Annotated in this window: 7 protein-coding genes; 3 read left to right on the top strand and 4 right to left on the bottom strand. The window is 34.1% G+C overall.

Going from position 1 to position 13,714, the window contains the following annotated elements:
• Positions 1-2: 2 nt before the first annotated feature.
• Positions 3-1,544, bottom strand: a complete 1,542-nt coding sequence (locus tag ACW2QC_RS00750; RefSeq protein ID WP_457542064.1) for a glycosyltransferase family 2 protein — start codon at positions 1,542-1,544, stop codon at positions 3-5.
• Positions 1,545-1,625: 81 nt separating this feature from the next.
• A complete protein-coding gene (locus tag ACW2QC_RS00745) occupies positions 1,626-4,955 on the bottom strand; it encodes a CDP-glycerol glycerophosphotransferase family protein (RefSeq protein ID WP_457542063.1) in 3,330 nt (1,109 codons plus the stop codon).
• Between the two features lie 357 nt (positions 4,956-5,312).
• Between ACW2QC_RS00745 and galU the strand changes: the two genes are divergently transcribed.
• Positions 5,313-6,215 carry a UTP--glucose-1-phosphate uridylyltransferase GalU gene (gene galU, locus ACW2QC_RS00740; protein WP_457542062.1) on the top strand — a complete coding sequence of 301 codons (903 nt, stop codon included), beginning with the start codon at positions 5,313-5,315 and terminating at the stop codon, positions 6,213-6,215.
• Positions 6,216-6,290: 75 nt separating this feature from the next.
• Positions 6,291-7,793 carry a glycosyltransferase gene (locus ACW2QC_RS00735; RefSeq protein WP_457542061.1) on the top strand — a complete coding sequence of 501 codons (1,503 nt, stop codon included), beginning with the start codon at positions 6,291-6,293 and terminating at the stop codon, positions 7,791-7,793.
• Between the two features lie 121 nt (positions 7,794-7,914).
• Here the strand turns inward: ACW2QC_RS00735 and ACW2QC_RS00730 are convergent, their stop codons facing one another.
• Entirely contained in the window at positions 7,915-9,093 is a 1,179-nt protein-coding gene (locus ACW2QC_RS00730) for a DHHW family protein (protein WP_457542060.1), read from the bottom strand.
• 17 nt (positions 9,094-9,110) lie between these two features.
• Complete coding sequence (locus ACW2QC_RS00725) at positions 9,111-10,538, bottom strand: MBOAT family O-acyltransferase (protein WP_457542059.1); 1,428 nt, start codon at positions 10,536-10,538, stop codon at positions 9,111-9,113.
• Between the two features lie 400 nt (positions 10,539-10,938).
• Between ACW2QC_RS00725 and ACW2QC_RS00720 the strand changes: the two genes are divergently transcribed.
• Positions 10,939-13,560 carry an SH3 domain-containing protein gene (locus ACW2QC_RS00720; protein ID WP_457542058.1) on the top strand — a complete coding sequence of 874 codons (2,622 nt, stop codon included), beginning with the start codon at positions 10,939-10,941 and terminating at the stop codon, positions 13,558-13,560.
• The last annotated feature ends 154 nt before the right edge of the window (positions 13,561-13,714 follow it).

The raw sequence follows: 13,714 nt of genomic DNA, 5'->3' as shown, positions 1-13,714 counted from the left end.
AATTATTTGTCTTTAAGTGAAAATCCAACATTCCCTGCTTTTGTCGTATAAAATGCAAAATTACGATGATCATATGTTATTTTGTTTTCAGATATCCGCTTAATATTCGCTAAACGATATCCATCATACCGAACAAAAACATTAAACAATGAATTTTTAAGAACGTTTAATTCCTGATACTTAACTCGTAATTCACCCGTATTCCCCGTGATTTTAGTAGGAACTTTTATCTCGTTATCCAGTTTTTTTCGATCACGTATCAAAGCATATTTAACAGTATCTAGTTCTCTCCCATAGATTTCAAACGTTTGAACATATTCATTGTTTTCTACATAAGAATCCTTTGCACGAATGAAAAGAGGGATTGGTACAAGTTTATATGGGTGATTATTATCAAAAGGTGTAACACTGTAAAATGCGATACCATCCTTGATAACGACATGTTTGTTTTTGTTTAATTTATACCACTTAAACAGATCAATGAAGTCCTGATCCTTATTTTCCTCAGCCAATCTTGCTGCAATTTGGTACAAAGGCCAATCGAATGCCTCTATTAGATCGTATTGACGATCTTTTAATATGTCGAGTGCCTCTCTTATGAATTCAATGTATTTTCGCTTATCATTACTTCGTACAAAAATAAAACTGTCGCATGTTTTAACCAAATCGTATTCCACTAATCGTTTCAGCAGTATTTTATCCTGTTCAGCAGGCAAATCTAGCTTTGCCACATATTTCAACATTTCCATATCAGCTCTTCTTTTATCTAACACAGTAGTATTTCTCGTCAACGATGCTTCATTGTTTGAAAGCCGATTAACATAACATATGGGTGTTGTTATAGTTGAAATACTGTCACATTTGAGTAATACACGAAAAAGAAAGAATTTATCTTCACCAAACTTCATCTCGGGAAACCAAATATCATTTTCTTTTAAAATAGCTGTTTTCATTAATTTTGACGGTGGGCCCCCATGATAAAAAATGTATGGAATATCAAAAGGTGATACATGAATTCTATCTTTATATGATACAAACTCAGCAAGAATACTTTCTCCATGGTCAGTTACCTTCACAGTCTTACCCACTACAAAATCATCATTATTTTCATCCATTGTGTTTATGAGTTTTGAAAGTGCATCTTCAGCCAACCAATCATCAGAATCCAAAAACATTATTTTTTCAGTAGTAGCTAGTTCAATGCCAACATTTCTTGGCATTGCGGCTGTTCCTGTATTCTCTTCAAGTAGAACAGCCGTAATGTTCGAATACCTTCTCGCATAATCTGTTAATATTTCAATCGTTTCATCTGTGGAATGATCATCAACAACAATTACTTCTATTTCTTCAAAGGGTAAAGATTGATTAATTAAAGAATCGATACATGTTTGAATGTAAGTTTCCGCATTATATGCTGCGATTACTACCGTTACCACTTTCTTATTCTCAAATATCTTCTTTTTTAGTGTCCTAGGTTTATTCAGGATCTTTGTGTTCCGATCATTTACAAGTTCGGTAGCTTTCTTGGATAAACTCATTTCCATTTACTATCACCCCTTGTTAATGGTTTGTTCGCGAAAGTATCACGACAATGTGATTTAATTTAACGGATTTATAGTAATAATTTAAAACAACTCATCTACAACCCTTTTACTCGCATTTCCATCCTCCAATAGACAGTATTTATGCTGAAAGTCAGTATATTTCTGTTGATAGTCGTTTTGCACCTTATCGATATTTAAAACATTCTCTATAATTTGATCCGTATCATATACAAGCGGCCCTGGTGCTTCATCTTCAAGATCCATATAGAAACCTCTTATATCATCACGGTAATGTTCTAAATCAAATGTATAAAATAGCATCGGTTTTCCAGTATTCGCAAAATCAAACATAACGGACGAGTAATCAGTTATTAAAATATCAGTTACCAACTGTAATTCTTGAATATCTGAATAATTAGAGACATTATACACAAAGTCTTCCAAGGATTCGTCCAGTTGCAAATTATTGCTAATTACAACATGCATCCTTAATAAAACAATGTATTCGTCTCCTAGCATTTCTTTCATTTTATGAAGGTCCATGTTTATATCAAATGAAAATTTATTTTTCTTTTGTGCTTGATCATCACGAAATGTTGGAGCATACAGGATGACTTTCTTTCCGTTATCGATACCTAATTGACTTTTTACCTTTCTGGCAATCTTGTGCTTTTCAGCTTTGTAAAAGATGTCATTTCTTGGATAGCCAACCTCTAATACTTCACCATTGTATTGGAAGGCGCTTCTAAATGCCTTTGTTGCATATTCACTAGGGGAAATTAAATAATCCCAATTTTTAACTGCTTCTCCTATTCGTTCAACGTAATCATCACTTCGACCATGAACTTCTTCTATATCATAGAGCATTTTTTTCAATGGTGTTCCATGCCATGTTTGAAGATAAGTTGTTTTAGGACGCTTCCTTATATAGGCCGGGAAGTTTTGATTGTTTACCCAATAACGTGCCCTTATTAAATAATAGTAATATTGTGGGCTTAATCGTTTAATGCGTTTTGTCTGTGGATCTTTAAACCGTTGCCGCTTGTTATAAACCCACACTTTTTTATAATCCAAATCACGCTTAAGGACTTCTTCATAAATTTTTCTAGGGCTGTCACCATACTGTTTTCCTAGACCACTTTCAAATAATATCAACTTATTATCAACTGGAATTACCTTTGATCCTATCTTATAAAAAAGCTTCATACTCGGAAAATAATATTTGCTCTTCCTGTACTTCGTAAACAAGGCTTGTAACAGCAATTCTATCTTTGGATTGTCGAACAAATTCCTGTCAACTCGGGTTTTGTTGATGACATTCCAAATTCTTTCACTGGATAACTGATCCCTGTACTTAATAAATTTATTTGCACGTAATTTATATTCATCTTTCATACGAAAGTCATTATGTGCATACTCCTCAACCAACTTCAAAACTTGATCTTGTTCAACGCAAATTTCTCCTGGCAAGTCATTATCAAGGTCTAAATGGGAAGGTCTTTTGCCAATAAATTTGGATCGATCAAATTGATAATAAATGACAGGTTTATGCAAGAAACTAAAATCGAAGCCGACACTTGAATAATCGGTGATCATTAACGCACTTTCCTTAATTAAATGTTGAACATCAACCTCACCTTGGTTAATAACTTTTACCGAGCTATTTTCAAAGTATTTGCTGAATTTCTGCATGTTTGGATGTAAACAAAACAAAATCTCGGCATCATATTTTTTAGCTAGGTCGTGCAATTCATGATTGTTTATTAATTGTTTATAGCGTTCATAATAGGCACTTTCAAAAAATGCTTCATCCGTTACGATCCAGTCACGCCAAGTAGGGATAATTAATATTTGTCGCTTCTTCTCTACGTCATTTTCGAACAGTGTATCGAATCTGGAAAGCCCCGTAACAAACACCTGCTCAGGATCATAGCCAAAGTCGTTTATAATCATTTCCTTTTCAAAGTCTGAACTTACCATGAATAAGTCAGTATTAAAACTAGAGGCTTTCTTGCCATAATTTGCAACCATGTTTTTTGTACCCATTACACCATGTTGTAAAAACACTTTGTCCGCTTTTACCTTTGATTTAAATTTAGGTGTATTAATTGGATACAAGTATTCGGGATGGTGCGACGAAATTACCTTTTTAGCGATGATCGCCTTCCTGATATGCTCTTTGGATTTAAAATCAAGAACATTCCCAAGATGCTCTACATTCGCCTTTTCAGGGGAGTCATGATCAATGACATAGTATACCTCTTTAGTCGGATGATTTGTTCGCATATATTTAAAAAATGCAAGACCTGTATCTTGTGCCTTATAAGACCTCTCCCCGACAATCCAAATATCACGATTTCTATTTAATAAACGCAACAACCAGGCCCATCGCATTGTTTTACGTAAATAGTTGTACGTCTCAATCGGAAACTTGTATGATTCCAGTGATAAATTGGACATTTTGAACGTAAAATACGGATTAATAACTATTGCCTCTGCCTTGTCCTTAGCATAAATATCTTTTAAAAGGAACCTAGCTCTAAACGTTGGGCGACCAATTCGTACATATTTTGCATCGAATTTATCATGAAGGTCCAACTTGAAAAATAGATCGTATACATCTTCTTCAGGCAACTTTCCATTATTAATAGTAGCAAGGTCAACCTCAGCCGAATACGTGTATCTATTTAAGCCATACCTTTTTTCAGCCATTTCCTTCACATGATAAAACGCTGTATTTGCTGTATTCAACTCAAGCGAAGTATCCCTGCCCTTTAGGACTAGATCAGCATTCTTGACGAGAGAATTCCTGGTGAATATTTTTCCTTCAATTTTCAGTTTACTTTTTTGTGATTTTACCTTTTCGACCTGGATCCTTGTTGGTGAATCTGGTTCATTATTTACTGTGACAGACAAATTACCTTTTTGTGTCAAATAATTGATTAGATAATCATCTTCTTTATAATAAAAAGATAACTCATTTATTTGTGTATGCTGAAACCTTCCAAATCGCAAATAATATTCAGCTGTTAATTCATCATCTTTTTCAATCAGCTTAACATTGTCGTCCTCTTTTTTCGCCTCAGCCAATTCAGAATATGGGGCGATTACCTTTATATACCAGTCAAATATATTTTGGCTTTCGTTTTCGCTTTCGTTTTCCAACTTAGCTAGTAGCTTATCTAATGAAACATTAAATTCAAATTCATTTGTAGAATGATTACTTTCGTCAACCTTATGACCCTTTCTCTCTTCGCGGGAAAACAACCATAGCTCACTAACGGTGTATGATTCCTTCGATAATGAACCAGTTAATTTTAAATTATCCTTATTCTGATTAATATCTAAGTTATACTTAAGTTTCTTTTTCTGTTTCTTCTTCCTTTTATTAAACAGTGCAAACAATTTCATATACAACTCCCGATAATAAAATTTGACTCTGTATTCATTATAATACATTGTTTACTAATTTTCTTTTTTAAACACAAATGCTGTACAGTAAAACTTAATCTTAATACATTCATTCACATATTATCATACTTCATTTTATAAAATAGAAAAAGAACTGAAAGCACTACCACGTTATTTCCAAAAAATTATAAATAGCATGGAATAGATCAAAATTACTAGATAGGAACCAAGCTTTCAAAACTATGATTCTTGTGAAATAATGTATTTGTGTGGCTGAATAACATCCACCAATAATTTTCAGATTAATATACTAACATCCCTAATCATACATAACTAGGGTGGTTTAGGAGGAAAACTATGAAGAAAATTACCAAAGCAATAATTCCAGCTGCCGGATTGGGCACAAGATTCTTGCCAGCTACCAAGGCAATGCCAAAGGAAATGTTACCAATAGTTGATAGACCTACAATCGAATATATTGTAGAGGAAGCAATTCAATCTGGAATTGAAGATATTATAATTGTTACAGGAAAAGGAAAAAGAGCTATTGAAGATCATTTCGACAGATCGTTTGAATTAGAAGAAAACCTTGTTAAAAAGGAAAAATTCGAATTGCTTGAGAAGATTAGAAAGTCAGCAAATGTTGACATCCATTATATTAGGCAAAAAGAACCTAAAGGCCTTGGACACGCAATTTGGTGTGCAAGAAAATTTATAGGAAACGAACCCTTCGCTGTACTTCTAGGTGATGATATTATTCAAAGTGAGGAACCTGGTTTAAAACAGTTAATAAATGAGTACGAAAAAACAGGATCGTCAACAATTGCAGTTAAAAATGTCCCAAGGCTGGAAACCCATAGATATGGGATAATAGATTATATTGAGAAGTCTGGGAGAAGTTACCTGGTTAAAAATCTTGTGGAAAAGCCCTCATATGAAACAGCACCTTCCACCATGGCCATTATAGGACGGTATATACTAACACCAGAAGTTTTTAGCTTTCTTGATAAACAAATTGTTGGCGCAGGTGGCGAAATCCAACTTACGGACGCAATACAGGAATTAAATAAAATTCAAAGAGTTTATTCATATGAAATTGAGGGAAACAGGTATGACGTTGGCGAACAAATAGGTTTCATAAAAGCAACCTTGGAGATAGCTTTATCCAGGGAGGATCTGCGTGAGCCACTAATCGATTACTTGAATCAACTGGATCAAAAGATTGCTTTTCATAAAAATAATGTCAAACTAGATACCTAAAGAAACGAAAAGGATGTATTCCCTTCTCGTTTTTTAATATAAACAGACAATAGTAATAAGGAAAGGAATGTAATAATGGCAAAAAGGACTCCCGTTTTTGTTTTTAGTTCATTAAATATCGTCCGTGGCGGTTTAGCAAAGGCTGTATTGAAACGTGCAAATACGCTTATTAATCATTTTGATGAGGTCATTTTCCTAACTCTCAAATTCCAACCCAACTTTCATGAGATTAAAGAGAAATTATACAAATCCGGAAAGCTGGATAAAAGGGTTAAAGTAGTTAACTTTTTTTCTGACCTTATGGGTCCCTATAAAAAGGGAGGGATTTTCAAACAACATACAATCAACCAAGTTAAGGAAAAAGGATACGTTGTTTTTGAGGATACTAGAAATGCTTTACCCTCCTATCGTTATTATCAAAATGGACTTTATAAAAAATATAAACGATTTGATGATGACAAAAAATTGCTGTTCATAGATTATATGAATGAAAGTAGACACAGGTACCAACGTGACGAATATAACAAATATGGTTATCTCGTTCGCTCTCGCCAAATGGATCTCGTTCATAATAAACCCAAACTCGACCGCTATTTTGATAGCAAAGGGGAATGTATCTTAAGTGTTTGGGTAGACACGAAAGGAAACGAAAAGAGAACCGTCTACTTTAAAAATAAGCCACAGGAATACAAGACACTTTATGAATTATATACATTGTGGGTTGAGGATAAAGTATCTAAATTGAAAAATCCTGTCATAATGTCAGATTCTAGATATACGGATACACTTGTAAGAAATATAAATAGTAAAAGTGTGAAGAAAGTCGCAATACTGCATAATAACCATTATGAAGAGCCTTACGATGAAACTGCTGAAGTTAAAAAAAGCTGGAAACCTTTTTATGATCATATTGATTCATTTGATAGTGTCGTCTTTTTAACCAAGGAACAGAAAATGGATATTACGAATCTGTTTGGGGAGCAAAGTAAATATTTTGTAATACCTCATGCTGCAAATCCCGTGAAATCAGGTAGTAGTACTGCATACGACCCGAATCTAGCAGTAACGCTCGCCAGATACCATTCACAAAAGAGATTGGATGAGGCTATTAAAGCGTTCAGCTATGTAATCAAAGAGATACCTGATGCTGAATATCATATATATGGATTTGGCTCACTTGAAGATGAATTAACAAAACAAATTAGAAAGTTAAACTTAGAAGAAAATGTAAAGTTAAAAGGTTTCGCCTATGAACCAGTAAAGATATACCAAAAAGCCGCATGCTCTATTTTGACATCAGACTATGAAGGATTTGGTATGGTATTAACAGAAAGTCTCGCTGCAGGCACCCCAGTCATATCGTATGATGTCAAATATGGACCTAAAGATATCATTCGTGACGGGATTGACGGCTTTTTGGTACCAAAAGGTAATACGAAAAAGTTAGCATCTAAGACAATTGAGATAATGAAAAATAAAGAATTAAGAGATCAATTAGCGAGCAACTCAAAAGATGTGCTTGATCGGTTTAGCGAGGAAAGCTTTGTGAATGATTGGATAACAGTAATTGATAGTTAATTTCAATTTATAATAAAGAAAAAGTCTAGCATCTTCTGTACTAATGCTGGACTTTTTCTGATATGTGGGCTGTACACCACACCAATAGTACAGAAAAATAACTTCTCACTCTTTGTGGTAATTATTTTTTGAAATTGGTTAAGGATGGTGTTGTAACTAACGAATTGATATTATGAATAAAAAGCACATCATCTATATTGTTTTCATCAATATATTGATAGACACTTTTTTTATCATAATGTCTTAGATCCAGTACTCTTGTTTCTTCAAAATGTCTTGATAAAAATTGAATCATTGGATTTGCATAGGAATCCTTTAAAATAAGCAACCTTTGATTATTATTAACATTAGGATTCCTAATAATCCCCTCTGGAAAATCACCAGACATATATACCTTATAGCGGTTTGTATATTTATCCTGTAGCTTTAAATACCTAAAGTCATAAAGATCTTTGTCGCATTCGCCCCGATAACATACCTCAAGATTTTCATGTTCAAAGTCAGGTCTGGCAATTGTAACCGTATCAGGCATTTCCACGTAAGAAGCTGTGGTTTTTCTAGCATCTGAACCTAAAAACTTTGCCTCACTTTCTTTCCATATAAATCTATCTTTAGGGATCGGGCCCGATAAAGCCTTATTATTTTCTTTAATTTCGCTTACTATTTCTTGATATGCATAATATGCTGCTTTTGCCTTCCAATGATGATCTGTATAAAAATATAAATTCTTCTCGTTCATGTGTGCTTTAATAGCATTACGCAGATCAAGGGATGCAACATTGTTAAGATTATTTATCAATTGATTTGACAATTGATTCGCCTCACTAAATACATAATCAGGTAACTTATATTCCATCATTGTTGTTTTATTTGGTACTAAGGAAAAATAAATATTTACATCTTCATTTTCTACATTAGTTGCAAACTTATTAATTCGATGCGCAATGTCTTTGGGTGTTAGAGTATCATCCGATGAGACAAGGGTAGGTATTAAATAGCCATCATCACTAATATATTCAGAGTTTACTACATCTTGTTGCAATGCAACCTTTTCAATTTTATTGTTTGCTTCAATCCATTGGCTTCTTAATGGAAACTGATCATTATAATAGGATTGAAACCTTTTAAAGTACTCCCCTGAAAGCAAATTACTCGATGTAGCATCTGGTCTTTGGTCTAAATTACGATTTTCTACAACCGACATCTTATCGTCGGGTTTGACTAAACTCCATATGCCAAAGGAGAATATAAATGCTAAGAATATAACTACAACTATTTTATCTCCCAAAGAGGTTTTCATACAACTCCTCCTAATAGTTAAAATCTGAAATAAATAAATGGGTTAAATGTATTCGAAACTGTATAAGTTACAGACAAAAATAATATTAATAAAACATACAGGTTAATAGAAATTTCCTTCCCTATCAGTCTGACAAATATTGATTCTTTTGATTTAAATTCTATGAGCCCATACAATTTCTTTAAAATAGGTGTTGAGCCTACTATTGCAATGAACAATATTATGCCGTATTGGGATAAATAGAAAAGAGCATCAATATCCCAGACTCCAGTTCCGCTAATTCCAAACATAACCTTTATATAGGAGAACGCATAAGTAAATGTTTCCGATCGAAAGAATACCCAGCCAATAACAACAATTAATAGTGTATAGATATATTGAAACACGTTAGGAATTTTTTTGAGGACTTTTCCTAAAAATGCCTTTTCCAGCATTATGAATAGTCCATAATAAATCCCCCAAACTATGAATGTCCAGCTTGCCCCATGCCATAAGCCAGTTGCAAACCATACAATGAATAGATTCCTATAGGTGTTTAATTTACCCTTTCTGTTCCCGCCTAAAGGGATATATACGTAATCTCTGAACCAAGATCCTAAAGATATATGCCACCTTCTCCAGAACTCAGATATTGATTTAGAAATATAGGGATAATTAAAGTTTTCTAGAAAATCAAAGCCAAAGATTTTCCCCAATCCAATCGCCATATCCGAATATGCCGAGAAGTCAAAATATATTTGTAATGAATAGGCTATAATACCAATCCACGCTAGTCCGGAAGACATATCAGCGGGATTTTGAGTAAAGATTTGGTCGGCAACGTATCCGCAGTTATTAGCCAAAATCATTTTTTTACCCAAACCAATGATAAATCTTCTAACACCATAGGCAATCCTTGGAAAGTCAGAAATGCGTTTATTTATCTGATTAGCTACTGTTTGATAACGAACAATCGGCCCCGCAATTAACTGTGGAAACAAAGATATATATAATGCTAGGTTAAATGGATTACGCTGGACCTTTCCATCTTTACGATATACATCAATTACATAACTCATTGCTTGAAATGTAAAAAATGAGATCCCAATGGGAAGTGGAATATCCGGTATAGAAAACGACGTATTTAATAGATTATTTAGATTATCAACCACAAAATTGGCATATTTAAAAACACCCAATAACAATAGATTGACAACTACCATAATACCCAAAATCACTTTTGCTTTCATCTTGTTATTTCTATTAAGATCGACAAGTAAACCAAAAATATAATTGGCAATGATTGATAGAATCATTATAAATACAAACTTTGGTTCTCCCCAAGCATAAAAAAACAGGCTCGCCACTAGCAAAACAATATTTTTAAAAGCCTTTGGGGTGATAAAATAAGCCAGGAGAATTGCTGGTAAAAATAAAAATAGAAATATATTTGAGCTAAAAACCATTAAAGTATATCCTCTCCGTATTTTTAATTATAAAGTTTTTTCAATTATAATATAAATGAAATCAATATAATTTCATAATTGCTTTCTATTTAAAAAATCACGTTTGTCTATGCAACTTATTGCAAGCTTAACTGTACATTAAATCCACTCTTCTGTACAACCCATTCTTAAAATTACTCCACCAAAAGAATGGATAAATAGACATTAAATGACAAGAATACCTAACTCCAAATTAATCCCCAACAAAATCCATCATTATTTTCGAAAAAACACTTAACTTTTTACAAAATTGTTGCGATAATAGATTGTAAACTTTATGTTTTTAACCTCTATGAAAAGGAGTGATTATAATACCAAAAACTTTCTTATCACTATAACAATAAGGGAGGTATATACTTTTTTGTGCAACCAATATCATAAATTACGGTCACTTTTTAGATTTATTTTCATTCTCGTTTTAGTAACTGGCTCTGTAACGCTCCTAAGCCCAAATGCAAAGGTGAATGCCGAATCTTATTTGAATGGTGTTGCTTTAAAGGATCCAACAAATGTTTATGAAAGTACATCAACAAATTCGACTGTTCTTAAAGACTATCAAAAGGGTACAGTATTGGTCTATGAATCTTATAATTCCTCTTGGTATAGTGCTACCGTATATGTAAATGGCGTTAGGAAAAATGGCTTCATCAATAAAAATGATGTAGAAACGTCGGTAGAAAACCAAGTATTATTACAGGGTGTCGCTTTAAACAGTCCAACCGTTGTGTACAGTGATGCAACGACTGATTCGCGCAATCTTAAGTCTTATGCAAAAGGTTCGATATTATTCTATCAGACCTTTTCTACCAATTGGTATGAAGCTACCGTTTATATAGGTGGTAAACGGCATACAGGTTATATCCAGAAAAGTCATGTTGAAAATGCAATTCAAAATCAAAATGAACACCGTGAATTAGCATTAAAAAACCCGACAACTGTTTATTCTGATGCCTCGACTAATTCTAGTAAACTAAAGTCTTATGACGTAGGATCAAAACTGCTTTTCAGGACTTTTTCATCTGATTGGTACCAGGCTACTGTTTTTGTCGATGGAATTAAAAAAACGGGCTATATTCACCATTCACATGTTGAACCAGCCGCTAAGGAGAATACTAGTTATAAAGGGGTGGCATTAAAAAGTTCAACACCCGTTTATAAAGAGGCATCGACTAATGGAGGAGCTTGGAAGTCTTATCCTGCTGGTAGTGTACTAGTTTATGAGTCATTTAGCGAGAATTGGTATAAGGCCACAGTATATGCAAACGGCGGATGGAGAGAAGGATTTATCCATCATACAGATGTGGAGAATGCGATAAAAGATCAAAAGGTATTAAAAGGCATTGGACTAAAGAATCCTACCACTGTTTATTCGGATGCATCTACAAATTCCAAGAGCCTGAAATCTTATCCAGATGGAAGTGTATTGACCTATCAAACCTTCACAGGTGACTGGTATGAAGCGACTGTTTATGTTGGTGGGGTCAGAAAGACAGGATATATTCACTCGAGTCATGTAGAGGAGTTATTACCCGGTAAACAAGAAACTCTGGATGGGCGCGCTTTGAAAAAGCCAACTAAAGTCTACTCACGTGCCTCCAGAGGTTCAAGTATACTAAAAAGTTATAGTCAGGGCAGCATCTTAAAGTTCAGAACCTTCTCTAGGAATTGGTATGAGGCTACTGTCTATTTACATGGCGACCGATTTACCGGTTATATAAATGTAAATGATATAACAACAGAAGACATAACGAATGTAACTACCTATAACTACTCATTTGATTACATGGTTGATAGACAAATGAAATACGGTGGACCAAAATCAGATGGAGCAGGAAATATACCCGCCACAAGGAAAGAGGTAGCTTACTATGCTAATCCGGCAAACTTTCAAGAAGGAACAGCAAGTTATTACCAGTTCCTGGATTTAACGCAACCAGCCGGATTAAATGCAGAAGAAGTTAATCAAAACATATTAAAAAATAAGGGTTCTTTAGATGGAACCGGCCAAGCATTTATTGATGCAGGTAAAAAGTATAACATAAACGAGGCTTACCTGATCGCGCATACATTGCATGAAACAGGAAATGGAACCTCCACATTAGCTGCAGGTGTTCCTGTTGATGCAAATGGAAATATAGTAAGTAATCGTAAAAATGCAGCACACATCGTCTATAATATGTATGGATACGGTGCAAAAGATTCATGTCCACTTTCTTGTGGCGCGAAATATGCATTTGACCATAACTGGTTCTCCCCATCTGCTGCCATATTAGGCGGGGCTGGTAAGGTTGCTCAAAACTATATAAATAGAGGGCAAGATACACTCTATAAAATGAAATGGAACCCGGACAATCCGGCAACACATCAATACGCAACCCATGTCCAATGGGCTGTGTCACAGACAAAGAGAATTGATGGTATTTATGATTCCTTGAATAGTTTCACTTTAGTCTATGATGTACCAAAGTTTGTTGATCAACCAGGCCAAGCTGAAAAGCCTAAGCCTAATACCGGCAGTAATGGAAGTGGAAGTGGAAGTGGAAGTGGAAGCGGAAATGAAACAACAAGCACAGATTATCCAGATAACGTATACGGTATAACAAATACAGGTTCGGATAATTTGAATTTGAGAGACAATCCTAACGGAAACCGAATTGGCGGAATTCCTAATGGAAGTAAGATTGAAGTGATTGGTTTCAACGGGGATTGGCTAAAAGTGGTATATAACGGTAAAACTGGATGGGTCCATGGGGATTTTGTCGATTTCATTAATCTGCTAGAAGTAACAGCAACAAATCTTAATGTTCGTCAATCCCCTAATGGAGATACACTTGGACAAGTAAGTAAAACTTTATTAGCCGCTGTTCTGGATAAAAAGAACAATATTTCTAGAAATGATGAATGGTACCAGGTTTATTATAAAGGTAAAAAAGCTTGGGTCAGCGGTGGTAAAAACGGAACAGAATATATAACAGTAAAATAAATCGATCAACACCATATACTAATTTTCTCTTTAGTATATGGTGTTTTTTAGATAATGAAAAGGTAACTTTTAAATAGAATTCATCCTGCAAAAATATGATTTTAATGATAGACTAGCTGATAATGAAGATAAAAATAATTTCGGAGTACGAAAA

The organism is Virgibacillus sp. FSP13, from assembly GCF_054048505.1.
This window is presented reverse-complemented; position numbering and strand designations above follow the sequence as displayed.